This window comes from Erwinia sp. AK-PDG3-5 (genome assembly GCF_056821705.1).
In genome coordinates this window covers 2600424-2626163 of record NZ_CM165967.1, presented here as the reverse complement: position 1 = coordinate 2626163, position 25740 = coordinate 2600424, and the positions used below count along the sequence as shown (strand labels likewise).

The window sequence follows — 25740 nt, the reverse complement described above, 5'->3', positions numbered from 1 at the left end:
CTTAATTGTTAATTGTTTTTAATTAATTTGATCGGTTATGACTAACGGAGGGCAGCAATGTTGAAGCGGATATTTGTGACGGGCACGGATACTGAAGTGGGGAAGACCGTAATCAGCCGCGCGCTCCTGCAGAAACTGGCTGAAGGCAATAAAAGCACGGTGGGCTACAAGCCTGTCGCTAAAAGCAGCCAGCTAACAGAGCAGGGGCTCAGGAACAAAGATGCGCTGATCCTGCAATCTTCCTCCACGCTGCAATTGCCTTATGCCGCGATCAATCCGTTCACCGTGCTCGATGATGAGGTGAGCACCAGTCAGGACATCTTCGTTGATTACGCCACATTAAGCACCGGACTCAGTTCGTTAACTGAGCAGGCGGATTATGTGGTGGTGGAAGGCACCGGCGGATGGCGCAGCTTAATGACCGATTTACGGCCGCTTTCAGCGTGGGTAGTGGAAGAGAAAATTCCGGTGGTGTTGGTGGTCGGAATCAAGCTGGGTTGCCTGAGTCATGCGCTGTTAACGGCGGAAGCGATTATTAATGATGGTTTGCCGCTGCTCGGCTGGGTCGCAAACCGCATCAATCCGGGCCTGGCGCATTACGCTGAAATTATTGATGTGCTGAGCAATACCATCCAGGCACCGTTGCTGGGCGAATTGCCATACCTGCCGCGAGCTGAAACGCGCGATCTGGCAAAGTACCTCGATTTAAGTGCAGTGGCGTTTTGACGGGGTGCAGTGATCTGACAGGACATCAGCAAAGGTTCGTAACTGACTTTCAGCGGCTTCCCTGCCGCTGCTGAGTCGGTTAACGCCAGACGCGAGATTAAGACAGGTTCAGAGCACGACGGGTACGACCGGAACTCAGATAGCCCGCAATATAATCCTGCGAAATCTCCCCGCTATAACGGCCTTCTTCATCGACAATCGGCATCCACACCAGATTGTGCTCATACAGTTTCGACAGCACGATACGCAGGTTCTCTTCCGCACGACCGGTGACGGTGAACTTGTTCAGCATTTCAATGCACTGTCCGGTGGCACCGCGCGCCTCACGACGTTTTACAAAGCCCAGCGGCTTGCCGTCATCATCCACTACGGTAATGGAGCGCATGTCGTTGTCATCCATCATGCCGAACGCTTCAGACAGCGGCGTATTCTTCTTCACGGTGATAGTGGGCTGCTGATCGGTGACGTCGCCGGCCTGAACCAGCAGCAGGCGTTTCAGCGTACGGTCCTGGCCAACGAAAGAGCCGACAAAGTCGTTAGCCGGTTTCGCCAGCAGCTCGTCCGGGCTGGCGCACTGCACGATTTTCCCCTGACCGAACACCGCAATGCGGTCGCCCAGTTTCAACGCCTCATCAATATCGTGGCTGACCAGCATCACCGTTTTCTTCAGCTGGCGCTGCATATCCAGAAACTCATTCTGGATCACTTCACGGTTAATTGGGTCGACCGCGCCGAAGGGCTCATCCATCAGCAGTACCGGTGGATCTGCGGCCAGCGCCCGGATCACGCCGATACGCTGCTGCTGTCCACCGGACATCTCACGCGGATAGCGGTGCAGGAAGGTTTTCGGATCCAGCGCAACCATGCTCATCAGCTCAGTCGCGCGCTCACGGCAGCGCTTTTTATCCCAGCCAAGCATTTTCGGCACGACGGTAATGTTCTCTTCGATGGTCATATTAGGGAACAGACCAATCTGCTGGATCACATAGCCGATGTTGCGGCGCAGCGTCACCGTATCCAGGCCACTGGTGTCTTCGCCATTAATCAGGATTTTGCCGCTGGTTGACGGGATCAGACGGTTAATCATCTTCAGCGTGGTGGACTTCCCGCAGCCAGAAGGGCCGAGCAGCACACACATTTCGCCTTCCGGCACGTTCAGGCTGACGTTATCCACGGCATTAAAGGTGGCCCCATTTTTCTGGCTAAACGTTTTTGTGAGATTTTCCAGTTTTATCATTATCGAATCCCCTTAGGAGTCAGCGCCAGCTGCAAGCGGTGCAGCAGCCAGTCGAGAATAATTGCCAGCAAACAAATCATCAGCGCGCCTGCTATTAACATACGGACGTCACTGCCGCTGATGCCATCAAGCAACAGCAAGCCAAGACCACCCGCGCCAATCACGGCGGCAATCGCCATGACACCCACATTCATCACCACCGCGGTACGAATACCGCCGAAAATGACCGGCAGCGCCATTGGGATCTCTACCCAACGCAGACGCTGCGAAAACGTCATGCCGATCCCGCGTCCCGCTTCACGCAAACCCGGCGGGATATTTTCCAGCGCGGTATGGGTGTTACGCACAATCGGCAGCAGGGAATAGAGGAATACCGCGGTGACCGCAGGTAGCACGCCAATGCCCTGACCGATCATGGAAAACAGCGGGATCATCAGGCCAAACAGCGCGATAGACGGGATGGTCAGCACGATAGTCGCCAGGCCCAGCACCGGCGTTGCCAGCCACTTATAGCGAACAATGATGATGCCGAGCGGTACGCCGATGACGATCGCCAGCCCGACGGCCAGCCCGACCAGCCACAGATGCTGAAAGGTCAGTGAGGCTAAATAGCTGCAGTTATCAATAATATAATGAATGGTATCCATACTGCCTCCTTAGATTAAGCCTTTCGATTTAAGGAAATCACTCGCGACGGTCTGCGGCGACTGATGATCGATATCAACGCGCTTGTTCATCTCGGTGATGGCTTCATCGGTGATAAATGGTGACAGGGTATTGAGCGCATCGGCCAGCCCCGGATGGGAATCCAGCGTCTGTTTGGTGACCACTGGCGTTACCGCGTAGCTTGGGAAGAAGTTCTTATCATCCTTCAGCACTTTCAGATCAAACCCTTTTACGCGGCCATCGGTGGTATAGATCAGTCCGGCATCGACAAAACCATCACGAATGGCGTTGTACACCAGGCCCGGGTCCATCTGGCGGATTTGCGGGCGATCCAGCGGCATGTTGTAGGCCTTCTGCAGAGGTTTCATGCCATCAGAGCGGCCGGCAAATTCCAGATCCAGCCCTAACATCCAGTTATGGTCGGGATCGTTTTTACGCACTTCTTCAATCTTCGCCACCAGCTGTGACAGGGTGTCGATATGCTCTTCATCGGCACGTTTGCGCTGCATAGCAAACGCGTAGGTGTTGTTCATTGGCGCCGGATTGAGCCATACGAGGCCAAGTTTGGCATCGAGATTTTTTACCGTCTCGTAAGCCTCTTTCGAGGACATCGGCTTGTTGATATGGTTGAAAATAATCAGCGAGGTGCCGGTATATTCCCAGGTCATATCAACCTGCTTATTGATCATCGCATTGCGGCCAATGGTGGTGGCGATATTGGTTTTCGCTTCTATCTCGAAACCTTTCTTGCGCAGATACTGGGTGGTCAGCGCGGAAAGGATATGCTGCTCGGTGAAGCTTTTCGTCGCCATCACAATCGGTTCAGCGGCGGCCACGGTGGCACTCATGGCCAGCGTGGCGCTCAGCGCCAGTGCGGTATGACGAACCCAGCGGGTTAAAGAGGAGGCCTTAGCCATGTATTGCTCCTTATTATTCTTCTATACGGCCGTATGCGGGCTGACCAGACGGCCAAGGCCTGCCAGCAACATATCGAGGATCAGCGCAAACAGCGCGGTCGCAGCGGCACCCAGGATCAGCGTCGGGAAGTCGTTAAGGTAGATGCCGGGAAAGATCAGCTCGCCATAGCTACTGGCACCAATCAGAAACGCCAGCGGCGCGGTTCCAACGTTAATTGCGGTGGCCACACGGATGCCGGACAGCATCACCGGCCAGGCATTGGGCAATTCAACCTTACGCAGGCGCTGACCTTTAGTCATGCCAATGCCGTTGGCCGCTTCAATCAGCGAGGCCGGCACCGAACACAGGCCAGAATAGGTATTTCGCACAATTGGCAGCAAGGACGCGAGGAACAGGGCAATAATCGCCGGACGATCGCCAATGCCAATCACCACCATCGCCAGCGCCAGAACGGCAAGGGGCGGTAAAGTGTTACCCACATTGAAGATCTGCATGACATACTCAGCCCACTTACGGGCGGCGGGGCGGCTGAGGATAATCCCGCTGGGGATGCCGACCAGCAAAGCGAACAGCATTGACCAGAACACCAGCATCATATGCTGCTGGCCAAGGTACACCAGGTCTACCTGGCGGGCTTTGATGGTTTCAACGCCCAGGCCGTATACCAGCAAGCCAATGACCACGGCAAGAAACAGAACGGCCAGTGCAGCACGCCGGAGAAGCGTTTGGTTTTGCATGAATTCCTTTCTCCCTGATATTCCGGAATGAAGCGTGCCCCGGAAACGGTTATAAATGTGACGTTAAACGCTTTTATTGGTTAAAGGGTTTGAAAGCGCCCTAAAACCTATAGCAGGCTAGTCACAGCTGTGCCAAGTTTTAGGCTTAAAATCAGTAGGATAGTTTTCGACCATACTGATGCAGAAGCCTTACCAGCACTGGGTTGAGTTCAATGAAAATATTTTATCGTCAAATAGGTGACACCGTAACAAACATACGTTTATAAGAAAGCACGTTTCGGAAACTCTGTCCTCAAAACCAGGCCAGAATAGAAGGAGTTTATCAAGGGAACCCTATGTCAGAATCAGCACAACACCAGGTCACGCATCGCCACTGGATACTGGTCGCCGCCATGCTGGCGATGTTTATGGCGGCCATTGAAGTGACTATTGTTGCTACCGCCATGCCAACGATCATTGCCGAACTCGGCGGCTTTTCGCTGTTTGGTTGGGTTTTTTCTATCTACCTGCTGACTCAGGCAGTGAGCGTACCGATCTACGGTCGTCTGGCGGATCTCTGGGGCCGGAAACGGGTGTTCTTTATTGGCACTTCGCTGTTTTTGATCGGCTCAATACTTTGTGGATTTGCCAGCAATATGGCCTGGCTGATCCTGTTCCGCGCATTTCAGGGGCTGGGCGCAGGGGCGATTATGCCGCTGACCTCAACCATCATCGCCGATGTTTATCCGCCTAAAGAGCGGGCCAGCATTCAGGGGTGGCTTTCCAGCGTATGGGGAATTGCGGCCATTACCGGACCGTTGACCGGCGCATGGATCGTTCAGCACTTTAACTGGGCGCTGATTTTTTGGGTCAACGTGCCGATTGGCATTATCTCGATGCTGATGCTGGCCAAATGGTTTCCTGAATCCAGCAAAGAACAAACGCAAAAGCTCAATCTGGCCGGCAGCGGCTGGTTAATGCTCACCGTGACAGCGCTGCTAACCGCGTTGTTACAGGCCGAAAGCCTCGGTTACTGGTCGGTGGCGCTGTTGGTCATCGCTTTGGTGTCAGGCTATGCGTTAGTCAGACATGAGCGGGGCGCTGATGAGCCGTTGTTCCCGATGGCAATCTGGCGCAGCCGCACGCTGGTTGCCGGCAATGCTGGAAATCTGGTGATTGGCGCGGCGATGATGGGGATCAGTGCCTTTCTGCCCACCTGGATTCAGGGGGTAAATGGCGGCACGCCCCTGCAGGCAGGCAGCGCGTTAGCGATGATGTCGATCGGCTGGCCGCTTGCCAGCACCCTTAGTGGCAGATTGATGCAGCGAACCTCATACCGGTTTACCGCGCAGTTGGGTTCGGTGTTGTTGATCGTGGGCACCGCGATGCTACTGACGCTACACAGCAACAGCTCGGTCTTTCACGCCGGGATTTCGGCCTTTGTGATCGGTACCGGCATGGGGATGACCAGCACCACCTTCCTGATTGCGGTACAAAACACCGCGGAGTTTCATATTCGCGGCATCTGCACCGCATCGATCATGTTTAGCCGCATGCTGGGTTCAGCGCTGGGCACGGCGGTGTTGGGCGCGGTACTCAACTATAACCTGCTGATCCGCCTGCCGGATTATAACGATCCGGTACAACAAATCATGTCGCATTCACAGCGTGAAGCGCTGCATCATGGCACGCTGCACCAGATGGTGAGTGAGATTGCCCTGTCGTTGCATTGGGTTTTTGCGGTGTCGGTGGGCATTGCGGTGGCGAGTCTGGTGATCGCGCGATTTATCCCGGCGACAAAACCGCATTAGGTGTCGCGGGCATGGCAGGATTGTTGAAGAGTTGAGGGGTTAACGCTGAAGTGTTGAAGGGGGCGAAGCGTTTCGCCCCCAACGCGTCAGGAAGCGGGTGCATCCTGAGAAGTGCCGGTGCTGGCGGGCACCGCGTCATTATCGGCGCCGTTGCGCTTATAGACAATTTTCTGCGTGTCGTTTTCGCAGTGACCGACCACCTGGCCACCGGCCTGGTCTGCCTGATCGTTTGGCACGATATCCAATGAGAAATCGCCCGCCGCTACGCCATTATTGATAATCTTCTGATTAATATCCGCTTTTACCGTGTCACAGGAAGCCTGTGCGGCCAGAGGTGCAATAACCATCAGTGCGGCTAACATCCACTTAGTGTGTTTCATCATGTCATCCCTATTTTTGCGTGTGCTATCAATACCGTGCTAACTATAGCAGCTCAGGGCGCAATGATCTGACGGCCAGAGCGACGATCCAGGCAGCGCTGAGTATTCGGCTCCCAATAAGCATTGACGTTCAGGCTTTGATCGCAGGCATCACGGGTATCGGCAGCCCGGTCGTATTTGTCGAAGTTTTTCTCAACGCGGGTGTTCACTTTGGTACGCAAACGTTGAGTCTCATCCCACTGCTCTTTATCCTGACGAGCCTGCTCGTTGCTGAGGGCATTATTGCCATCCTGAATAATTAACCTGTCAGTTTGCGCCTGTGCGCTGTGCTGGATGCTGAACAAAGTGCCAAAAAGCACCAGCGGCAGAGCAGCCTTGCTCAGATGTTTTTGCCATTGTTTCATCGTCATTTCCTTGGTTTTTCTGTTGATCCCAACGCCTGTCGGCAAGCGTATGCTTAAGATAGTATATCATCAGGCTGAAAAGGCTCACCAGTCAGCCGCGTCTTCGTTTAGGTTTCAGAGAGTGAATGAATGCTGTTTTTTAAGACAACCTTGCTGTTTTTTCTCACCGCGCTGGCAGAAATTATAGGCTGTTTCCTGCCGTACCTGTGGCTTAAAAAGGGCGGTTCTGTGCTGTTGCTGCTGCCGGCAGCGGCCAGTCTGGCCGCCTTTGTCTGGCTGTTAACCCTGCATCCTGCGGCAAGCGGACGCGTGTATGCCGCTTACGGCGGCGTCTATGTGATGACCGCGTTACTGTGGTTGCGTTTTGTCGATGGTGTAAAGCTGAGCCATTACGACTGGCTGGGTGCCATCATCGCCTTTAGCGGCATGCTGATTATTGTTGCAGGATGGGGAAGGAGTTAACGGGGTAAGGGCAAGCGATGTAGATTCAGGAGCGAATCGGAACCTCACTTGCCCATCTGACTTATTCCTGAGCTAATGCTTCCAGGTTATCGCGAAAAGCGGTGACGGCAATGGCCCGGTTATCGGCCTGATAACGGTCTTTCGCTGCGGGTGCTGAGCTTTGCACCGCAATCAATTGCCACGCATCATTCACCTTCAGTAATAACGGGGAACCGCTGTCGCCAGGCAAGGTATCGCACTGGTGTGAAAGCACGCCTTTTTGCGCCCAGCCGGTCACCAGACAATCGCTATGAGAATACAACGTTTCCAGATGATCCAGCGGATAGCCTGCCTGGGTCACTTTGCGATCCTGAGTTTTTAATGCATCGGTTAAATCGCTGCGGCTGCCGTCAAATAACGGGATTGGCGTAATACCGGAAGGCGGATTGCGCAAAATAATCAAACCGTAATCATAAGGGGCAGCAGAAGAAGGGACAATCCAGCCGTCACCGTCTGCTTTTAATTTGTGGCCAAGTTCGGGATCGACACGCGTTTCGATATCGTGAATATCATAACGCCAGCGGCCTTTGGTATTTGAAATAAAGCGCAGAGCAATGGCTTTATCGACTTTACCCGGCGGCGCCAGCAGGCAATGGCCGGCGGTCAGAACCAGGTGAGCAGAGATCAGGGTAGCGCTACAGAGATTGCCGCTTGCCGTTTCCAGTTGGCCGATGGCTTCCCAGGGTTGGCTGGCGGTATCAGCGACAGGTTTGCGATCGTCTTTCCCAAAGAACAGGGTTTTGACGTCAGCGGCGCTGGGGCTTTCATCATCATCATCTGCGTGGGCATAAAACGAAAAGGCTAAACATCCGATTAAAAAAACAGCTGTCAGTCGCATGTCTCTCTCTGAGTGGAGAATGAATGGGGGGAGTTAACTACGGCGTGATAATAACTATAGTCGTATAGTCAAAAAAAAGGGAGTTTAATTTGGAATATCAGCACGCTACGAAAGTTACAGGTAAAAACTGGCGGCGATAACACCACAAAGGATCATAAAGCCCAGGATAATTTCGAATAAATAGCGACGCACCATCATCCGATACTCCAGGAAAGAAACACCCGGAATAATCCGGGTGTTTGATTGAAAGGCTGTTGAGGGGGGAGTCTGGCTCCCGCTTCATGAATTACGCTTTAGGAGCAGCGGCTTTCTTAGCAACTTTCTTGTGGTGTACTTTTTTCGCTGCCTGCGCTTTCTGAGCTACTGGCTTAGCGGCTTTCTTGTGGTGTACTTTTTTTGCTGCCTGCGCTTTCTGAGCTACTGGCTTAGCGGCTTTCTTGTGGTGCACTTTCTTAGCAGCCTGCGCTTTCTGAGCAACTGGCTTAGTGGCTTTCTTGTGGTGTACTTTTTTTGCTGCCTGTGCTTTCTGAGCTACTGGCTTAGCGGCTTTCTTGTGGTGCACTTTCTTAGCAGCCTGCGCTTTCTGAGCAACTGGCTTCTTAGCGGTTTTCTTGTGGTGCACTTTCTTGGCAGCCTGCGCTTTCTGCACAGTTGCTTTGTGTTTTTTGTGATGCTTAGCGGTAGTCGCTTTAGCCGGAGCAGCAGTCGTTGCAGCAGAAGTGGTTGCTGGAGCGGCGGTGGTTTCAGCAGCGAAAGCAACTGAAGACATACCCATTGCAGCGGCTACAACCAGAGCAAATAATTTTTTCATTGAAAAACCCTCAAAAGTTTAGTTCATGTGTCAGCCCACTGCGGGGCCGGTGAAGTAACTATATGAGAAGGGGGAAATGCTTTCAGTGAGTGATTGGTATCGGCGTGTAACGGATTGTACGAAGTGAGGAAGGCAGGCGTGTAGCCTGCCTTGAAGGAGGATCAGAAGCCGTTTAAATAACGATTTTCCAGATGTTGACGGAAGTATTGCGGGTTAAGGTCTTCCCCGGTGGCGTTCTCAATCAGCTGTTTGGTACTGAAACGGCTGCCGTGCTGCCAGATATTTTGCTGTAACCAGTCAAATACCGGCTGCAGGTTGCCTTCGCGCAGCAGTTCATTAACGTCAGGCAGCGCTTTCTTCACGCCCTGGAACAGCTGAGCGGCGTACATGGCTCCCAGGGTATAAGTCGGGAAGTAACCAAAGGCACCATCGGTCCAGTGAATATCCTGCATACAGCCGTCACGGTAGTTGCCGGTGGTATCCAGACCCAGCAGTGACTGCATTTTTTCCTGCCACAGATCAGGGATATCGTCGACCTCAATCTCGCCTTCGATTAACGCACGTTCAATTTCATAACGCAGGATGATGTGCGCCGGGTAGCTGACTTCATCGGCATCTACGCGGATCGGTCCTGGCTTCACCCGCTGGTTCAGTGCGATAAAATTGCCTTCTTCCAGCTCAGGACGATCGCCAATCAGCAGCTTAACCTGTGGCAGCAGCAGGCTAAGGAAATCCGCACTGCGTCCAAGCTGTTTTTCAAAAAACAGGCTTTGCGATTCGTGGATGGCGGTGGAACGGGCATGAGATACCGGCTGGCCTGCCCACTGCTTCGGCAGGTTTTGCTCGTAGCGCGCATGACCGGTTTCGTGGATCACGCCCATCATCGCGCTGATAAATTCGTTCTCGTTGTAACGGGTGGTGATACGCACGTCATCCGGAACGCCGCCACAGAAAGGATGCGCGCTGACATCCAGTCGGCCTGCGTTAAAATCGAAGCCCAGCTGCTTCATAATGGCCAGACCCAGTTGCTTCTGTGACTCGACCGCAAACGGGCCAACCGGCACATCGACCACTTCCTGAGCCTGCTTATCGACAATGCGTTGCAGCAATGAAGGCAGCCACTCTTTGATTTCACCAAAGGTTTTATCCAGTTTGGCGCTGGTCATGCCCGGCTCGTAAATATCCAGTAGCGCATCGTAGCGCGAACAACCGTTAGCCTGGGCGCGGATTTCGGCTTCCTCGCGGCTCAGCTTCACCACTTCCTTCAGGTTCTCTGCAAATCCTTGCCAGTCGTTAGCCGGACGCTGCTGACGCCAGGCGTGCTCACAACGGGAACCGGCAATCGATTTTGCTTCCACCAGCGAGGCGGGAAGCAGGGCGGCCTGCTGCCATGCGCGGCGCATCTCGAACAGGTTGGCGCGCTCGACATCATTCAGTGAAGCCTGTTCAGCTTCATCCAGCCAGTGGCCAACCTCTTTTGCGGTCAGGATTTCGTGCTGCAGCACGCTCAGTTCCGCCAGGGCAGCACCGCGCGCGCTGCTGCCACCGGGCGGCATCATGGTCATCATATCCCAGCCGGCAATGGCGGAGAGGTGGCCGAATCGCGACAGGCGTGTGAAGGTGCGGGTTAAATTAGCGTAGGCAGATGACATGGCGCTCCCTTGAATGATTTATGGCGCTGTCAGGCAGCGCGAGGTGACGATAAGGGTAAATTAACTGGCCAGCAAAAGCGAACGCTGGCGCCGCCGAGCGGGCTGGCATCGATCAACACATAGCCGTCAAAGGCCTGGGCAATCGAGTGGACAATCGCCAGGCCCAGACCACATCCGCCGGTTGCGCGGTCACGGCTGGGATCGAGACGCACGAAGGGCTCGAACACGCGCTCACGCTCTTCCAGCGGAATGCCGGGGCCATCGTCTTCAACCTGCAGACAGGCAATATCACCGTCAAACCACAGGCCGACCCGCAGCCGCTGGTCAGCATAGCGCAGCGCGTTGTTGACCAGGTTGTCCAGCACCCGCTCCATCAGTCGGGTATCCGCCACGCCGAGGTTTTGACGTTGGGGCATATCCAGTTCGATAGCAAAATCTGGCTGTACCGAGCGGATATCATCCAGCCGTTCACGCAGCCATTCGGCTAAATCCAGTGACTGCAAATTCAGATCAACCTTAGGGCGATCGAGTCGGGCATAGGTCAGCAGCTCTTCAATCAGCGCTTCGAGCTGACCGATATCCCGGTTCAGCGCCGCCGCTTCAGCATCGGTAAGGTTATCACTCATCTCCAGCCGGTAACGCAGGCGAACCAGCGGGGTGCGTAATTCATGGGCGATGCCATCAATCAGCTGCTTTTTACTGGCCACCAGCGTATTGATGTTGTCGGCCATCTGATTAAACGCCACGCCAAGGCGCAGCAGGCTGGAGGCGCTGTCAAAGTGAATGCGCTCGTTCAGATGGCCCTGGCCAAATCGCTGGGCGGCTGTTTCCAGCCTGAGCATGTCTTTCCAGTGCGGTCGCATCCAGATAAACACCGGCAGCGCCAGCGAGATGCCAATAAAGGCTAACAGCGCAATATCCAGAATGCGCATCTCATGCAGAAAGAACAGATAGGGAATCGGTCCCACCGCCAGCACATAGTGGCTGCGGGGAATATGCTGCAGGAAGGTGTACTGATCGTCGAGTGCCACAATCTCACCGGCGCGCAGACGGCGCAGGGTAGGCGGATCAAGCTGATAGCTGCTCATCGGTTCTATATGCAGCTTGAACGACAAATTCAGCTCAAGATTATCGATGGTTTTATTCCAGTCGCGTGGCGGAATTTCACGCAGTTCGCTGCGCATCAGATAGAGCGAGCTTTTCATCAGGTCGTCCATCGACTGACGACCGGCCCGCTCGGCGGTGAATTTATACACCAGGCCGACCAGCATCGCCATGACCAGAAAGCAGACGAACAGCAGCAGGTAAAACTGAATAAACAGCTTCTTCATTTAGCGTCCCACGCGTGTGGCGCAAAAAGGTAGCCCTTATTACGAATGGTCTTGATGCGATAGGGTTCGGTGGCGCTATCCAGCAACTTTTTACGCAGGCGGGAGATCGCCACGTCAATGCTGCGATCCATGCCATCATAGCTGACGCCACGCAGCGTTTTCAGCAGGGCATCGCGGTTAAGGATCGACCCGGCATGCGTCGCCAGTTCCCACAGCAGATCAAAGTCCGCAGTTGAAAGGGCGACCACTTCATTATTGAGTGAAACCTGGCGGTTGACCGGGTCGATAGCCAGCGTCCCGAAGCGCAACGCATTCTGACCGGCGACTTTGGGCGCGATTTCATCACTCTGGCTGCTGCTGCCCGCCTGACGCAGATGCAGGCGTAACCGCGCCAGCAATACCGCGGGTGGGGTGGTTTTCAGAATGTAATCATTAGCCCCCATCTCCAGAGAGAGAATGTGGTTCATGTCGCTGTCGAGGGACGTCAGCAGCACGATCGGCCCCGACCAGTCCTGGCCGGCACGCAGATCCCGACACAAGGTCATGCCGTCTTTGCCAGGCAGCATAATATCCAGCATCACCAGGTCTGGCATGGCTGCCGCGATGGTCGCTTCAGCCCGATCGCCACGGCTTTCAACAATCACTTCAATATCATGGCGACTCAGGTATGCGGCGATCAGTTCGCCAACATCCTGGTCATCTTCGACAAACACAATTTTGTTCATAGGGCTGTTTTTCTGAAATGGAAAGGCAAGATTACCCTTTGTTAAACTTAACTACTATTACCCGCTGCTAAATAACGTCAGATGTATAGTATAAGCACCCTATACTATGCCATTATATCCGCCGGGTTGCCGTGGCGACTCAGGGGAATAATCTTGAGAGAAAGGAGAACGAGAGTGTCTGATAATAAGCTGGCATCTGCCGGGTGCAGTGATTATATCTGCCTCAATTATATCGATTTTCTCGCCGCATCCTGCAAAAAGCGCTGGAGCTTTATGGATGCGATCTATGGGGTTATCCCGATTTTTGGTGTGGTGACCCGAAACTCCCGCGACCTGCCTGAAATCCCTTCTGAAAGACTCAAAGCGCTGGCGTTACAAATCATTTCGACCCAGGTCAGCGATGAGATAAACATCGCCCGATTGATTACCCTCGCTGAACAACAACACATTGAGCAGTTTGATATTCTTCTGCCTTATCCGCTTTCGGATCGTCAGCTTGACCTCGTCCATCAGGAGTACGTCAAGCCGCTGACCCTGCAGCAGAAAGATGACCGCTTAACGGTCAACCTTCCGGCCTTTTCGCACTAGCGAACCAGCATCCACATCGCGGGTGCCGACGCCACTACCAGCAATGCCATCGCCCCTTTTTCCAGCACGTTGAGCTGCGCTGTGCCGCGTCCACCCCGGCGGGCAAACAGGAACAGCAGCACGCCTGGCGCATACAGCACCACCGAAAGCAGCAAATGCAGTGGGCCTGAAGCATACAGCAGCCAGAGGCCATACGCACTGGCACCGCTGGCGATAGCCATGATGCCCGGTCGGTTTAGCTGACGCGCCACCTTAAACAGATACGCACCCACCAGGAAATAGGGCACCAGGATCATTTCTGAGGCAATGGTCAGCAGCGTGTTGTAATCCGACCCCGTCAACCAGATCAACACCAGGCACACCTGCACACTGATATTGGTTAGCCACAGCGACGCGGAAGGCGCGCCGCGACGGTTCTGCTTTGCCAGCGATCGCGGGAAGGCGCCATGCTCTGCGGCCATCAGCGGCACTTCGGCGGCCATAATCGTCCAGCTGAGATACGCACCGCATACCGACACAATCAAGCCCACGGCGATGATCACATCTCCCCAGGATCCTACCAGACGGGTCATTAATCCGGCCATCGATGGATTGCGCATGCCAGCCAGTTCCGCTCTTGGCACCAGGCCTAAAGAGAGCAGGGTGACCAGCAGATAAACAATCAGTGCCGCCATGACAGCCAGTAAGGTCGCGCGACCCACATCCTTCTTATTGCGCGCGCGGGCAGACACCACCACCGCGCCTTCCACGCCGATAAATACCCACAGGGTAATCAGCATGGTGTCTTTCACCTGCTGCCAGACCGGCGCGTGGAGCGCCAGGCCGGTAAAGTCAAAATGGAAGCGGTCATAGTTGAATGCCACCGCGGCAAGCACCACAAACAGCCCTAACGGCACCAGTTTACCCAGCGTAGCCACCAGATTGATGCTGGCGGCGGTTTGCACGCCACGGAGCACCAGCCAGTGCACCATCCACAGCAGCACGGAAGCGCCGAGCACCGCCTGCCAGGTGTTGCCATCACCGAACACCACGTGTCCCGGCGAGTCGGTAAAGAAGCTGAGTGCGGAAAAGACAATCACCAGATAGGAAACGTTGGCGATCACCGCACAAAGCCAGTAGCCCCAGGCGGAACAAAACCCGACCAGCTCACCAAAACCTGCACGGGCATAGGTAAAAATGCCGCCATCCAGTTCGGGCTTCAGGCGCGTCAGTAACAGCAGCGCCAGTGACAGCAAAATAATGCCCGCGCCGGTGATGGCCCAGCCGATCAACAGCGCGGCCGGGCTGGCGACTGCCGCCATATTTTGCGGCAGGCTGAATACGCCCGCGCCAAGCATCGAGCTGAGAACCAACGCGGTCAGCGCGGTAAGACCTAATTTTTTGTCCAAAAAAGCATCCCGATAGCAGAATAAAAAACCAGTTCAGTGATAATCCGTCGCGTTTAATGCGTGTAAACAGCGTGGGCCGTGAAGGGATCAACTGAAGAAGGCGGGGATTCTACGGAGTGAGGGCAGGAGATGCAATGCGAACAGGCTGGTTTGTGACTGGTTATGCACATTCGGGGTAGGAAGTATGCAAAATAGAGAAGACGGCCCGGAAGCCGTCTCCTGAAGAGATTACTTGAACAGGTCAGCAGAGACCGTCAGGTTACCGCCGCTCTGGTTAGACCATTGACGCGTGATGTGATAGTACTTCGCGCCTTTCTTAATCGCCGCCTGACCAACAGCATCAGAAATTTCTGTTGGGGTACCGAAGTGGCCGGTAAAGGTCACGCTGTCGAACGGCTGCATCTGTGCCGCAGTGATGGCGCTAACTTCCTGCACGCTCTTGCCGTCCGGAGTTTTGACCGTATAGCGCTGACCAGTAGAGGATTGCGTCTCGAAGAAACGTCCCACATCAGCGCTTGGCGTTTGCGAGGACGCAACACCTGGGATTTGTACCTTCGCCGCTTCCGCACCACCCGCCGCCAGCGCCGCTTTACCGGCTTGAGAATCAGCAGGGATCAGGTCTGGAGACTGAACTTTACGCTCCGGCGCATTGGCTTTGTAGACATAGGCGGTGATGTACTGGTTGCCGCCGCTGTTGGCATCAATCTGACGAACAATAAAGAAGGACGCAGCGCCTTTCTCTTTTGCCGCTTTAGTGATGGCATCGTTGACGTCAGGCTGACTGCGGTAGAAACCACTGATCGAAACCGTATCGTAAGGCTCTAATTTATAGGCTTCTGCTTTATTCAGTTCACGAACGCCGTTAATTACGCGGTCGTTAGAGGGTGCCGCTGCAGGCGCATCATTGTGATACACGTCTGCCACAACACGCCAGTTCCCGCCATTACCGTTGGTATCATTAATACTTTGAATGTAGTAAGAAGCGGCGCCCAACTCATCGGCACGTTTTGACACGGCAGCGCTGGCGTCGTTAATCGCATTGAAACGGCCAGAAATCGAAATACGATCAAAGGGTTTCAGCGCGGCCGCTTTTTCTGGTGACAGTTCCTGTGCCGCAAAAGCGGATAATGATGTGAGTGACAACAGGGCTGACGCCAGAATGGTGTTCTTCAGCTTCATAAAAATAATCCTTCGCCTTACGCAAAAAATGAGTACGAAAACGTGCTGGACTCTTGATGTGTAACAGATTAGCAGCCGATTATTGCATGTAATAATGCCCGCTGTCTCAGCCATTTTGAGCGATGGGTTGTCTGCGCTGAGCATACCCACGGTGAGGATATTAAATAATTGTTAAATTGCGCGCTTAGCCGTCTGGTTACCACCTAAGCTGGTTATTGATATCACTTATATCGTTAATTCATTGTTAAATAATATGTTTTTCTCACGATGGCAAGTCTGTTGCATGTTTTTTGCTAGCAGATTATGCGTGTTTGTCGAGTAAATACAGTATCAAAGCGATGCTTTTGCCACTTTACTATGGATTTTTATATGAAAAGTCGCGAACTGTCGTGCCGTGGCTGGATCGCAGCACAACTTTTCAGTAGGTTATAAACAGTTTGAAACAGATCCTGCACCGGTCGTTTGGGCCGTTGCAGCAGGACCAACCATCATTTCACCTCTGATGAAAGGGATTATTATGCTAATTGGAATAACCAAAGAACGGTTGCCCAACGAAGCGCGAGTCGCCGCCACACCGAAAACGGTAGAGCAGCTTTTAGCACTCGGCTTCAGCGTGGCGATTGAGCACGATGCCGGCAAGCTGGCCAGTTTTGATGATGCTGCCTATGCGGCAGCCGGCGCCACGCTGGTTGACACCGCTACCGTCTGGCAGTCAGACATTATTCTTAAGGTCAATGCACCGGATGATGCCGAGATTGCCTTGACCCGCGAGGGCAGCACGCTGGTGAGCTTTATCTGGCCAGCCCAGAACCCTGAACTGTTGGAGAAACTGGCAGCGCGCAACGTGACCGTCATGTCGATGGACGCCGTGCCGCGCATTTCACGTGCCCAGTCGCTGGATGCATTGAGTTCAATGGCCAATATTGCCGGCTACCGCGCGATAGTTGAGGCCGCCCATGAGTTTGGCCGCTTCTTCACCGGTCAAATCACCGCCGCAGGTAAAGTACCGCCGGCGAAAGTGATGGTGATCGGTGCGGGTGTGGCGGGTCTGGCAGCAATTGGTGCCGCTGGCAGCCTTGGTGCGATTGTCCGTGCTTTTGACACCCGCCCGGAAGTGAAAGAACAGGTGCAGAGCATGGGCGCCGAGTTCCTTGAGCTGGACTTTGAAGAGGAAGCAGGTAGTGGCGACGGCTATGCAAAAGTGATGTCAGAAGCCTTTATTAAGGCGGAGATGGCATTATTTGCGGCACAAGCCGAAGAGGTTGACATTATTGTCACCACCGCGCTGATCCCAGGGCGTCCGGCACCGAAGCTGATCACCGCTGAGATGGTGGCTTCGATGAAGCCGGGCAGCGTGATTGTCGACTTAGCGGCGCAAACCGGCGGTAACTGCGAACTGACCGTCGCCGATCAAGTGACCACCACCGCAAACGGCGTGAAAATCATTGGTTATACCGATCTGCCAAGCCGTTTACCGACGCAGTCTTCACAGCTGTACGGCACTAACCTGGTTAACCTGCTGAAGCTGCTGTGCAAAGAGAAAAACGGCGAAATCAGCGTCGATTTCGAGGATGTAGTGATCCGCGGCGTCACGGTTATCCGTGAGGGTGAAGTGACCTGGCCTGCACCGCCTATTCAGGTGTCTGCTGCCCCGAAAGCGGCTCCAGCGGCGAAAGCTGTCGAAAAAGTTGAGAAGAAGCCGGTTTCTCCGTTGCGTAAGTATGTGCTGTTTGCGCTGGCGATCGTGCTGTTTGGCTGGTTCGCCAACGTCGCACCTGCGGCATTCCTGTCGCATTTTACCGTTTTTGCACTCTCCTGCGTGGTCGGCTATTACGTGGTCTGGAATGTCAGCCACGCCCTGCACACGCCGCTGATGTCGGTGACTAATGCCATTTCAGGCATCATCGTGGTCGGTGCCGTACTGCAAATCGGTCATGGCGGTTGGGTCAGCTTCCTGTCCTTCGTTGCGGTGCTGATTGCCAGCATTAATATTTTCGGTGGTTTCACCGTCACTCAGCGCATGCTGAAAATGTTTCGTAAGAACTAAGGGGTAATCAATGTCTGAAGGATTAGTGACTGCAGCATACATTGTTGCCGCAATTCTTTTTATCTGCAGCCTGGCTGGGCTGGCGAAACATGAGACGGCTAAACAGGGCAACCTGTTCGGTATCAGCGGTATGGCGATTGCGCTGCTGGCGACCTTGCTTGGCCCGGACAGCGGCAACGTTGGCTGGGTACTGTTAGCAATGGTCATCGGTGGCACCATCGGTATCCGCCTGGCGAAAAAGGTCGAAATGACTGAAATGCCAGAGCTGGTTGCCGTGCTGCACAGCTTTGTCGGTATGGCCGCCGTGTTAGTGGGCTTTAACAGCTACCTCGATCATGGCCCTGGCCTTGATTTGGTGCTGGAAAATATCCATCTGACCGAAGTGTTTATCGGCATCTTTATCGGTGCGGTGACCTTCACCGGTTCTCTGGTGGCCTTTGGCAAACTGCGCGGCAAAATTTCATCCCGTCCGTTGATGCTGCCGCATCGTCATAAGCTGAATCTGCTGGCGCTGGTGGTTTCACTCTGCCTGCTGATCGCCTTTGTCCGCACTGACAGCACCGGTGTACAGGTGTTTGCTCTGCTGATTATGACGGTAATTGCGCTGGCTTTCGGCTGGCATCTGGTGGCCTCAATCGGCGGCGCGGATATGCCGGTGGTGGTGTCAATGCTCAACTCCTATTCAGGCTGGGCAGCGGCGGCAGCGGGCTTTATGCTCAGCAACGATCTGCTGATCGTCACCGGAGCGCTGGTGGGCTCCAGCGGGGCGATCCTCTCGTACATTATGTGTAAGGCGATGAACCGCTCGTTTGTCAGCGTGATTGCCGGTGGGTTTGGCACCGACAGCAGCTCAACCGGTGAAACCGATGAAGTGGGTGAGCACCGTGAGATTGACGCGCAAGGCACGGCAGAAATGTTGAAAAACTCCACCTCGGTGATCATTACCCCAGGCTACGGCATGGCGGTCGCGCAGGCGCAATATCCGGTTGCGGAAATTACTGAAAAGCTGCGCGCCCGTGGCATCAAGGTTCGCTTTGGTATCCATCCGGTTGCCGGTCGTCTGCCTGGGCACATGAACGTGCTGCTGGCTGAAGCCCGTGTTCCGTACGACATCGTGCTGGAAATGGACGAAATCAACGACGATTTCGGCAGTACCGATACCGTGCTGGTGATTGGTGCCAATGACACGGTGAACCCGGCTGCGCAGGAGGATCCACGCAGTCCAATCGCCGGTATGCCGGTGCTGGAAGTGTGGAAAGCGCAGAACGTGGTGGTGTTTAAGCGTTCAATGAATACCGGTTATGCCGGTGTGCAGAACCCACTGTTCTTCAAAGAGAATACGCAGATGCTGTTTGGTGATGCGAAAGCTACCGTCGATGCCATTCTGAAAGCGCTGTAACAGGCTCCCCGTTAGCGGGGCGTCAGATATAAAAAAGGCCGGGATTTCCCGGCCTTTTTATTGTTCAGAGACTGACATTAATCGTCTTCATCATCATCGAGTTCAATCGGCGAGGTAAAACCGTCAGGCTTAATCGCCAGCAAATCGCAGCGCAGATGATCAATAACCTGTTCCGCCGTATTGCCGAGGAACGCCGCAGATATCCCGGTGCGGCCAATCGTGCCTAATACCACCACACCCGCATCCAGATGTTCCGCTAAATTCGGGATAACCTCTTCCGGCAAGCCTTTATCGACGTGGGTAAACTTCTCATCAATGCTGAATTTTTGCCGCAACGCTTTCATCGCCAGCAGATGCTGACCGCGGATCGCGTCGTTATAAACGCTCGGATCGAAGTCCGGCAGTTCAATGGCGATATTGATGGGAGTAATCGGGTAAGCCCCCACCAGATGGACTTCGGTATGGTTGACTAAATCAGCCAGTTCCAGCGTCTCTTTTACCAGCTTGGTATTGAGTGGATCATGATGCGGTTCTTCACTGGCAAGGTTAACGGCCACCACGGCGCGGCCACCTTCAGGCCACGGTTGATCCTTCACCATCCATACCGGGCATGGGCATTTACGCAGCAGGTGCCAGTCGGTAGGGGTAAAGACCACCGCCTGCAGGCGGTCGTGCTGGTGAGCCATCTTCAGCACCAGGTCATAACGCCCATTCAGCACTTCCTGAATGATCGCCTCGTAAGGGCGGTTATGCCAGATCACTTTGATCTCAATGTGGACGCCCGCATCCAGATAAGACTGGGCCTGTTCGCGGATCCATTCGGTGCGCTGACTGACCACGCCTTTACGCATGGTGGTGCGTTCATCAGGCGACAACAGGGTGGTCATTTCGTATGAGAAATCATAAATCGGCAGGAAAGCCGTGATCCGGCCACCGAGGCGCTGGTTCAGATACACGGCACGGCGTAGCGCAGGCTGATCGTCTTGCTGCGGATCGACCGCCACGAGAATGTTTTGATACTTGGTCATAACGGGTTCTCCAGACACTGATCGTGATAGGTTAAAGATAGCCCAATAGCGGCCTGTGCAGAAGGAAAAAGTTATAGGCGGATCAATATTATAACAAATAATAAGCAGGCTATTTACACCTCGCCAGCCGGCTAACAACAGCAGAAAAAAGGCTTAGCAAAACCGCGTTGCCAACCCGGCCCCAGCAACCCCACGCCATCAGCGGTAGCTAGCGTTTACAAATCAAGACGCGGTCATTTTTCCGAAATCAAAAGGGGTAATTCCAACACGTAGGTGTTAAAAACATTCCGCCATCAAGCCGTTGAAATTAATCTTTTAACTTCATCATTTCGCACTTTAGGAATCTCTAACCCTGAACTTTATAACCGAAGCGTGAACCAATGAAAGACCGTCACAATAATCTACCGCCTGATTAGTAACGGCGGTAATTATAACTCATGAATGAATAATCTGATTAAAAATTGATGTTCTGGGGTTGAATGTGGTGTTAGCGAAAAAAGAGTGTGAACGATGTGATAAGGACAGGAATTTATTCGACAGAGTCACCTCTACGGATAAAGCGCTGTGTGAAGAGTGTTTACATACTGAAGTGATTGAACTGAGATACCGGCAGTGCCGACAGAATGCTGGGGCTGACAACAATGTTAAATAAGAGTGGTTTACCCATGACGGATAATATTGATGTGAGCATCATTATTCCTGTGTTTAATGCAGCGGATAGCATTGGGGGTTTGATAGACGAAATTTGCCGTGAAACACGGGTTAATTTTGAACTGATCGTCATTAATGACGGTTCCAGTGACAACACTCACGACATTATCGCCGCGATCACCGATCCACGGGTAGTATTGCTTGACCAGGTGAACAAGGGCGTTTACGCGGCAAGAAACGCCGGATTAGCCGCTCACCGCGGCAAATGGTTGATGTTCCTCGATGCGGATGATCGTGTCGGGAACGGGTTTATCTATGACCGTTTAAGGATGGCGGAAGAGAACCACGTTGATGTACTGGTGATGAACGCCTGGCGCGATGGCTTCGGGCATGAACATAAGGTGGCGATCCACGAAAAGCAGTCCTGCAATAAAGTGATTAGCGGATTCAGCTGGATGCAAAGCTGCGTTGATAACGATGAGTGGCCCCATTACCTTTGGCTACAGCTGGTCAGGTCGGACTACGTTAAAAGGCATCGAATGACCTTCCATGAAGGCAAAAGCCACAAGGACATTCTGTGGACGGTAGAATTAGCCATCAATAATGGTAACTTTTATATTTCGGATGAGAAAGACTATACCTATCTGCACAATGCTCAGTCGATTACCAATCGCGGGGATTATTTTGATCTCAGAGCAACCAGTTATATCGATGTGATTAAAAAATCAATCAACTATTCCCGTAAGCCAGGGTATGAGTCGGTCAGGCTCTGTTTATTGCGGCATGCCCTGGTTGAGACGCGCCATTTTCTTGGACTGTACCGCAACCGGGTACGGGATAAGGATAAAATTAAGCGCAACTTTAAGGGGAATATTTCGCTTTCCAGACTGGGTAAGGGAATTAACAGTCCGAGTGATTTCTTCTTTTATATAAAGCTGGTGCTAAAGCTAAGATAAACAGCACTGAAAGGGCGGGATGGAGATAAAACGCCGGGTTAGCAGGCCAACCCGGCGGAGTGAGATCAGGCGATTGCGCGGCTTTGTCCGGCCAGCTGCGACAGCACATCATGATCTTCAATGGTGATGTATTTGCCTTTTACCGCCAGCATTCCGCTTTTCTGGAATCGACCCAGCAAACGGCTGATGGTTTCAACGGTTAAGCCGAGATAATTACCAATGTCGCCACGGGTCATGGTCAGACGAAACTCGCGTGGAGAGAAGCCACGTTCGGCAAAGCGACGAGACAGGCCGTAGATAAAGGCCGCCAGGCGCTCTTCGGCATTTTTCTTGGAGAGCAGCAGGATCATTTCCTGATCGCCTTTAATCTCACCGCTCATCAGGCGCATCATCTGCTGACGCAGGCTTGGCATTTTGCCAGACAAGTCATCCAGCGTTTCAAACGGAATTTCACACACCATGGCCGTTTCCAGCGCCTGGGAGAAACTCGGATGCTGGCCACCATTGATGGCATCGAAGCCCACCAGGTCACCCGCAAGGTGGAATCCGGTAATCTGTTCGTCACCCTGTTCGGTGATGGTATAGCTCTTAATGGTTCCGGAACGAATAGCGTACAGCGATTTCAGCTCGTCCCCAGCTTTGAACAGCGTCTGGCCTTTCTGAATCGGCTTTTTGCGTTCGATAATATTATCCAGCTGATCGAGCTCATGCTCGTTCAACGTGAAGGGAATACAGAGCTGGCTGATGCTGCAATCCTGACAATGAATAGCACAACCGCCAGACTGGATACGTCTGTTGATAACACGCTTTTCCGGGATCATAGAGATACGCTCGATTGATTATTGACTGGGGTCAATTTTAACATTTTTTCGTCACATAAGGGAACTGATCCGAGCAGTTTTAGCCATATAAAGAGAAGGGATGCTGGTTAAATTTGCATCCCGTTGAATATGTTGATTTTAATCAAACCTAAGACTTATCAACTGCGGTAACAGCGCCGGAATAGTGCTTTGTTTTACCCTTTTCTTTCACGCGAGCAGGTTGTTCTACTTTTATGATTAGCGTCAAGATCCCCGCAAACAGGTACAAACCGGTATAGGTCCAGACAACCCCGACGATATCAAAGAAGGGCAAAACCAGCGAGGCAATCGCCGGAGCCAAAAAGTTACTCAACCCGGCAGACAGGTTATAAATCGAAATGGCCGCACCTTTATGTCTCGGTTCCAACACCGGGAATACCGCGGTCATTGGTACAAACGCGGCAACCGTAATCCCTAACATCACCGCCGGGATCATCGCCACCCAGTAATTGTGGCCAAAGGTGACCGGCAGATAGTAAAACGCCAGGCTGGACAGGGCGCAACCCAGGCACCCGAACCAGCGAACCTGACGGATCCAGCCAATATATTCTCCCAGCACGCCCCACATAATATTGGTGAAGATGGTGACAAAGAAGAACACCGCCCAAATCTGCAGCCACTCCGACATGCTAAAGCCCAACCGGCCGACAAACAGCATCGGCATGATCACTGCAAAACCGAACAGCGACAGGGTATTGATAATGCGGATCAGGCATGCGAGAAAGATATTGCGGTTGGTGAACAGAATCGTCACTGCGCGGGACAGTTCGGTGAACTTCTCGCGGGTGGTCAGATTGGCCTTTTCACTTTCGCCACCCACTTTGCGCAGCAGCACCATCGCCATTAAACCTCCGACCACCACCCAGGCAATTGCGAACCACAGCGTGCCGGTTTCGCCGATCCACGGAATGGTGAAGCTCGGCAGATAGCTGCCAATACAGCCAATGCCGACCGAGTACATCGCCCAGAACCAGCCCATCGCCGATGAAAGCTGATGTTTAGGAACGTTTTGCACCACCAGCATCACAAATGAGTAGATAAACAGCGGATACGCCAGCCCACGAATGCCGTAGAACAGCAGCATCAGCGGATAGTTACGCATGCCCAGTCCAAGAGTCATAAACAGGATATGCATCACCACCCAAAGAATGAAACCAATGCGCATCGCGCGCTGTGGGGTGATAATTTCCGCCACCACACCCGAGCTCCAGGCCGCCAGCGCCGCCGCCGCACCGTAAATCGTGAACACCAGAGCGGACTCTGCCGGGCTGAATCCCAGGTCGGTGATGTGCTTTGACAGGAAGGCCATTTCGAAGCCGTCGCCACTCATAAACACCGCAATGGCGATATAACCCCAAATCAAAGACAAGGGGAGGCCGAACCAGTTTTTTGCTGATTGCATGATGATTCCTCTAAGGCGTGCAGGGCCCGGACGGACATGGCGTCCGGGATGATTTAGAAACCGAGTGCGCGAGCCTCGCGCTGTTGTTGATAGAGCAAGCGGAAATAAGCCAGCCGCTTTTGCAGCCGCTGATGGCGGCCAGCCTCAGGCAGATAGCGTGTTAATTCAGCAGGCTTGCGGCAGACCACGGCTTCGTCACCGCCATCCGCCAGCCAGCCTAATCGCGCGGCGCCCAACGCACCGCCAGCTTCACCGCCCTGATGGGTAACAATCGGGATATTCAGCGCATCAGCCATCAGTTGCGCCCACCAGGGACTGCGGGCACCGCCGCCGATCAGTGAACAGCTGTTGATGCGGGTGCCCGCCTCCTTAAGCACCTGCAGGCCGTCAGCCATGCCAAAGGTCACGCCTTCCAGCACGGCATAGGCCAGTGAGGATCGCTGGGTGGCGTGCGTCAACCCATGAAACGATCCTGTCGCCTGCGGGTCGTTGTGCGGCGTGCGTTCGCCAGATAAATAAGGCAGAAACACCGGCGCGCTGCGCTGTTCAGCCGCACTTAAGGTCGCCACTTCCGCTAACAGCGTGGTTTCTGACGCTCCCAGCAGATCGCACAGCCAGCGCAGCGCACTGGCCGCCGTCAGCATCACGCTCATCTGGTGCCAGCGCTCTGGAAGCGCATGGCAAAATGCATGGACCGCAGACGTCGGATTAGGGCGGAAGCGATCGTTAACCGCGAACAGCACGCCGGATGTGCCCAGCGAGATAAACGCATCGCCCGCATTGACGGCACCCATGCCCACCGCGCTGGCCGCATTGTCACCGCCGCCGCCGGCGATGATCGCTTCATCACTCAATCCCCACTGGCGGGCCAGTTCCGGTTTGAGTTTTCCCGCAGGTTCAGATCCTTCAACAAGACGCGGCATATGATCGCGGGTCAGGCCACAGGCAGCCAGCAGGCTGTCGGACCAGTCTCTCTTCGCCACGTCCAGCCAGAGAGTGCCCGCCGCATCCGACATATCACTCAGTTTCTCACCGCTCATTTTCCAGCGCAGATAGTCTTTTGGCAGCAGGACGCTGGCCGTCTTGGCGAAAATTGCCGGTTCATGGCGCGACACCCATAACAGCTTGGGCGCGGTAAAACCGGGCATCGCCAGATTGCCGGAAATCGCCGACAGATCGGTGGCTGATGCCATCAGCGCCTGGCATTCTGCGGCACTGCGGGTGTCGTTCCATAAAATGCACGGACGCAGCACCCGGTTATCACCGTCCAGCAGCACGGCGCCATGCATCTGGCCGGAGAGTCCTATCGCACGTATGCTGGCCCAACGTTCGCCGACTTTTGAACGCAGGCTGCTAACCGCCTGTTGCAGCGCCTGCCACCATTCAGCCGGATCCTGTTCAGACCAGTGTGGATGAGGGCGCTGCACCGTGAGTTTCGCGCCTGAAGTAGCGACAATCTCGCCATGCCGATCGATCACCAGCACCTTGATTTCCGACGTTCCCGCATCAATTCCGAGGTACATAAC

General features: G+C 53.9%; 25 protein-coding genes. 7 read left to right on the top strand and 18 right to left on the bottom strand.

Going from position 1 to position 25740, the window contains the following annotated elements:
- Positions 1-57 precede the first annotated feature (57 nt).
- Entirely contained in the window at positions 58-726 is a 669-nt protein-coding gene (gene bioD, locus AC1UKS_RS12035) for a dethiobiotin synthase (protein WP_482433762.1), read from the top strand.
- Positions 727-823: 97 nt separating this feature from the next.
- On the opposite strand, the gene osmV is transcribed toward bioD, so the two are convergent.
- Genes osmV through osmY form a run of 4 tightly spaced genes read right to left on the bottom strand, consistent with a single transcriptional unit; the run spans position 824 to position 4284 of the window.
- Positions 824-1963: an osmoprotectant ABC transporter ATP-binding protein OsmV gene (osmV, locus tag AC1UKS_RS12030; RefSeq protein WP_053143431.1), complete on the bottom strand. Its 1140-nt coding sequence runs from the start codon at positions 1961-1963 to the stop codon at positions 824-826.
- On the bottom strand, positions 1963-2610 hold the full coding sequence (gene osmW / locus AC1UKS_RS12025) for an osmoprotectant ABC transporter permease OsmW (protein ID WP_482433760.1): 648 nt from the start codon (positions 2608-2610) through the stop codon (positions 1963-1965). Before osmW ends, osmV begins: the two co-directional genes overlap by 1 nt.
- Before the next feature lie 9 nt (positions 2611-2619).
- Positions 2620-3546 carry a glycine betaine ABC transporter substrate-binding protein gene (locus AC1UKS_RS12020; RefSeq protein WP_265910340.1) on the bottom strand — a complete coding sequence of 309 codons (927 nt, stop codon included), beginning with the start codon at positions 3544-3546 and terminating at the stop codon, positions 2620-2622.
- Positions 3547-3567: 21 nt separating this feature from the next.
- Entirely contained in the window at positions 3568-4284 is a 717-nt protein-coding gene (gene osmY / locus AC1UKS_RS12015; protein ID WP_053143428.1) for an osmoprotectant ABC transporter permease OsmY, read from the bottom strand.
- A gap of 335 nt (positions 4285-4619) precedes the next feature.
- Here osmY and AC1UKS_RS12010 point away from each other — a divergent pair, with 335 nt between their 5' ends.
- Positions 4620-6074 carry an MDR family MFS transporter gene (locus tag AC1UKS_RS12010; protein WP_053143426.1) on the top strand — a complete coding sequence of 485 codons (1455 nt, stop codon included), beginning with the start codon at positions 4620-4622 and terminating at the stop codon, positions 6072-6074.
- Between the two features lie 86 nt (positions 6075-6160).
- Here the strand turns inward: AC1UKS_RS12010 and AC1UKS_RS12005 are convergent, their stop codons facing one another.
- Positions 6161-6457 (bottom strand): DUF1161 domain-containing protein, encoded by a 297-nt coding sequence (locus tag AC1UKS_RS12005; protein WP_455915334.1) that lies wholly within the window; start codon positions 6455-6457, stop codon positions 6161-6163.
- A gap of 50 nt (positions 6458-6507) precedes the next feature.
- On the bottom strand, positions 6508-6858 hold the full coding sequence (locus tag AC1UKS_RS12000) for a DUF1283 family protein (protein ID WP_072134900.1): 351 nt from the start codon (positions 6856-6858) through the stop codon (positions 6508-6510).
- Positions 6859-6987: 129 nt separating this feature from the next.
- On the opposite strand from AC1UKS_RS12000, the gene AC1UKS_RS11995 reads away from it, so the two are divergent.
- Positions 6988-7320, top strand: a complete 333-nt coding sequence (locus AC1UKS_RS11995) for a YnfA family protein (RefSeq protein ID WP_482433758.1) — start codon at positions 6988-6990, stop codon at positions 7318-7320.
- 61 nt (positions 7321-7381) lie between these two features.
- Here the strand turns inward: AC1UKS_RS11995 and AC1UKS_RS11990 are convergent, their stop codons facing one another.
- The 6 genes from AC1UKS_RS11990 to rstA all read right to left on the bottom strand — a co-directional run bounded on the left by AC1UKS_RS11990 (position 7382) and on the right by rstA (position 12716).
- The gene (locus AC1UKS_RS11990) at positions 7382-8197 is read right to left on the bottom strand and encodes a trypsin-like serine peptidase (protein ID WP_053143422.1); all 816 of its coding nucleotides are present in this window, start codon (positions 8195-8197) and stop codon (positions 7382-7384) included.
- 114 nt (positions 8198-8311) lie between these two features.
- The gene (gene ydgU, locus AC1UKS_RS11985) at positions 8312-8392 is read right to left on the bottom strand and encodes a small membrane protein YdgU (protein WP_471721134.1); all 81 of its coding nucleotides are present in this window, start codon (positions 8390-8392) and stop codon (positions 8312-8314) included.
- 91 nt (positions 8393-8483) lie between these two features.
- A complete protein-coding gene (gene asr / locus AC1UKS_RS11980; RefSeq protein WP_134824045.1) occupies positions 8484-9008 on the bottom strand; it encodes an acid resistance repetitive basic protein Asr in 525 nt (174 codons plus the stop codon).
- A 161-nt stretch (positions 9009-9169) separates the two neighbouring features.
- Positions 9170-10660: a carboxypeptidase M32 gene (locus tag AC1UKS_RS11975; RefSeq protein WP_482433755.1), complete on the bottom strand. Its 1491-nt coding sequence runs from the start codon at positions 10658-10660 to the stop codon at positions 9170-9172.
- A gap of 29 nt (positions 10661-10689) precedes the next feature.
- Positions 10690-11991: a two-component system sensor histidine kinase RstB gene (rstB, locus tag AC1UKS_RS11970; RefSeq protein WP_482433753.1), complete on the bottom strand. Its 1302-nt coding sequence runs from the start codon at positions 11989-11991 to the stop codon at positions 10690-10692.
- Positions 11988-12716 carry a two-component system response regulator RstA gene (rstA, locus tag AC1UKS_RS11965; RefSeq protein WP_013202020.1) on the bottom strand — a complete coding sequence of 243 codons (729 nt, stop codon included), beginning with the start codon at positions 12714-12716 and terminating at the stop codon, positions 11988-11990. Before rstA ends, rstB begins: the two co-directional genes overlap by 4 nt.
- A gap of 174 nt (positions 12717-12890) precedes the next feature.
- On the opposite strand from rstA, the gene AC1UKS_RS11960 reads away from it, so the two are divergent.
- A complete protein-coding gene (locus AC1UKS_RS11960) occupies positions 12891-13304 on the top strand; it encodes a hypothetical protein (protein WP_013202021.1) in 414 nt (137 codons plus the stop codon).
- Here the strand turns inward: AC1UKS_RS11960 and AC1UKS_RS11955 are convergent.
- Together AC1UKS_RS11955 and ydgH are read right to left on the bottom strand one after the other, a co-directional pair.
- Positions 13301-14692, bottom strand: coding sequence for an amino acid permease (locus AC1UKS_RS11955; protein ID WP_265910347.1), 1392 nt, complete (start codon positions 14690-14692; stop codon positions 13301-13303). The genes AC1UKS_RS11960 and AC1UKS_RS11955 overlap by 4 nt on opposite strands.
- Positions 14693-14920: 228 nt before the next feature.
- A complete protein-coding gene (gene ydgH, locus AC1UKS_RS11950) occupies positions 14921-15871 on the bottom strand; it encodes a DUF1471 family protein YdgH (protein ID WP_265910348.1) in 951 nt (316 codons plus the stop codon).
- A 517-nt stretch (positions 15872-16388) separates the two neighbouring features.
- Here ydgH and pntA point away from each other — a divergent pair.
- On the top strand, positions 16389-17918 hold the full coding sequence (gene pntA, locus AC1UKS_RS11945) for a Re/Si-specific NAD(P)(+) transhydrogenase subunit alpha (RefSeq protein ID WP_265910350.1): 1530 nt from the start codon (positions 16389-16391) through the stop codon (positions 17916-17918).
- 10 nt (positions 17919-17928) lie between these two features.
- Positions 17929-19317 (top strand): Re/Si-specific NAD(P)(+) transhydrogenase subunit beta, encoded by a 1389-nt coding sequence (gene pntB, locus AC1UKS_RS11940; RefSeq protein WP_482433750.1) that lies wholly within the window; start codon positions 17929-17931, stop codon positions 19315-19317.
- Between the two features lie 77 nt (positions 19318-19394).
- Here the strand turns inward: pntB and uspE are convergent, their stop codons facing one another.
- Positions 19395-20345, bottom strand: coding sequence for a universal stress protein UspE (gene uspE, locus AC1UKS_RS11935; RefSeq protein ID WP_013202026.1), 951 nt, complete (start codon positions 20343-20345; stop codon positions 19395-19397).
- Between the two features lie 665 nt (positions 20346-21010).
- Between uspE and AC1UKS_RS11930 the strand changes: the two genes are divergently transcribed.
- The gene (locus AC1UKS_RS11930; RefSeq protein WP_482433748.1) at positions 21011-21952 is read left to right on the top strand and encodes a glycosyltransferase; all 942 of its coding nucleotides are present in this window, start codon (positions 21011-21013) and stop codon (positions 21950-21952) included.
- Between the two features lie 65 nt (positions 21953-22017).
- On the opposite strand, the gene AC1UKS_RS11925 is transcribed toward AC1UKS_RS11930, so the two are convergent.
- The 3 genes from AC1UKS_RS11925 to xylB form a co-directional block, all read right to left on the bottom strand.
- Positions 22018-22773 carry an FNR family transcription factor gene (locus AC1UKS_RS11925; RefSeq protein ID WP_013202029.1) on the bottom strand — a complete coding sequence of 252 codons (756 nt, stop codon included), beginning with the start codon at positions 22771-22773 and terminating at the stop codon, positions 22018-22020.
- A 148-nt stretch (positions 22774-22921) separates the two neighbouring features.
- The gene (locus tag AC1UKS_RS11920; protein ID WP_482433746.1) at positions 22922-24214 is read right to left on the bottom strand and encodes an MFS transporter; all 1293 of its coding nucleotides are present in this window, start codon (positions 24212-24214) and stop codon (positions 22922-22924) included.
- 53 nt (positions 24215-24267) lie between these two features.
- Positions 24268-25737, bottom strand: coding sequence for a xylulokinase (xylB, locus tag AC1UKS_RS11915; protein WP_482433745.1), 1470 nt, complete (start codon positions 25735-25737; stop codon positions 24268-24270).
- Positions 25738-25740 lie beyond the last annotated feature (3 nt).

Coding starts and splice junctions, on each gene's coding strand:
- AC1UKS_RS12005 (WP_455915334.1), bottom strand. CDS start 6,457: ATGATGAAACACACTAAGTGGATGTTAGCCGCACTGATGGTTATTGCA.
- ydgH (WP_265910348.1), bottom strand. CDS start 15,871: ATGAAGCTGAAGAACACCATTCTGGCGTCAGCCCTGTTGTCACTCACA.
- pntA (WP_265910350.1), top strand. CDS start 16,389: ATGCTAATTGGAATAACCAAAGAACGGTTGCCCAACGAAGCGCGAGTC.
- asr (WP_134824045.1), bottom strand. CDS start 9,008: ATGAAAAAATTATTTGCTCTGGTTGTAGCCGCTGCAATGGGTATGTCT.
- AC1UKS_RS12010 (WP_053143426.1), top strand. CDS start 4,620: ATGTCAGAATCAGCACAACACCAGGTCACGCATCGCCACTGGATACTG.
- AC1UKS_RS11920 (WP_482433746.1), bottom strand. CDS start 24,214: ATGCAATCAGCAAAAAACTGGTTCGGCCTCCCCTTGTCTTTGATTTGG.
- osmW (WP_482433760.1), bottom strand. CDS start 2,610: ATGGATACCATTCATTATATTATTGATAACTGCAGCTATTTAGCCTCA.
- rstA (WP_013202020.1), bottom strand. CDS start 12,716: ATGAACAAAATTGTGTTTGTCGAAGATGACCAGGATGTTGGCGAACTG.
- uspE (WP_013202026.1), bottom strand. CDS start 20,345: ATGACCAAGTATCAAAACATTCTCGTGGCGGTCGATCCGCAGCAAGAC.
- osmV (WP_053143431.1), bottom strand. CDS start 1,963: ATGATAAAACTGGAAAATCTCACAAAAACGTTTAGCCAGAAAAATGGG.
- xylB (WP_482433745.1), bottom strand. CDS start 25,737: ATGTACCTCGGAATTGATGCGGGAACGTCGGAAATCAAGGTGCTGGTG.
- bioD (WP_482433762.1), top strand. CDS start 58: ATGTTGAAGCGGATATTTGTGACGGGCACGGATACTGAAGTGGGGAAG.
- AC1UKS_RS12000 (WP_072134900.1), bottom strand. CDS start 6,858: ATGAAACAATGGCAAAAACATCTGAGCAAGGCTGCTCTGCCGCTGGTG.
- AC1UKS_RS11990 (WP_053143422.1), bottom strand. CDS start 8,197: ATGCGACTGACAGCTGTTTTTTTAATCGGATGTTTAGCCTTTTCGTTT.
- AC1UKS_RS12020 (WP_265910340.1), bottom strand. CDS start 3,546: ATGGCTAAGGCCTCCTCTTTAACCCGCTGGGTTCGTCATACCGCACTG.
- osmY (WP_053143428.1), bottom strand. CDS start 4,284: ATGCAAAACCAAACGCTTCTCCGGCGTGCTGCACTGGCCGTTCTGTTT.
- pntB (WP_482433750.1), top strand. CDS start 17,929: ATGTCTGAAGGATTAGTGACTGCAGCATACATTGTTGCCGCAATTCTT.
- AC1UKS_RS11925 (WP_013202029.1), bottom strand. CDS start 22,773: ATGATCCCGGAAAAGCGTGTTATCAACAGACGTATCCAGTCTGGCGGT.
- rstB (WP_482433753.1), bottom strand. CDS start 11,991: ATGAAGAAGCTGTTTATTCAGTTTTACCTGCTGCTGTTCGTCTGCTTT.
- AC1UKS_RS11930 (WP_482433748.1), top strand. CDS start 21,011: ATGACGGATAATATTGATGTGAGCATCATTATTCCTGTGTTTAATGCA.
- AC1UKS_RS11975 (WP_482433755.1), bottom strand. CDS start 10,660: ATGTCATCTGCCTACGCTAATTTAACCCGCACCTTCACACGCCTGTCG.
- ydgU (WP_471721134.1), bottom strand. CDS start 8,392: ATGGTGCGTCGCTATTTATTCGAAATTATCCTGGGCTTTATGATCCTT.
- AC1UKS_RS11995 (WP_482433758.1), top strand. CDS start 6,988: ATGCTGTTTTTTAAGACAACCTTGCTGTTTTTTCTCACCGCGCTGGCA.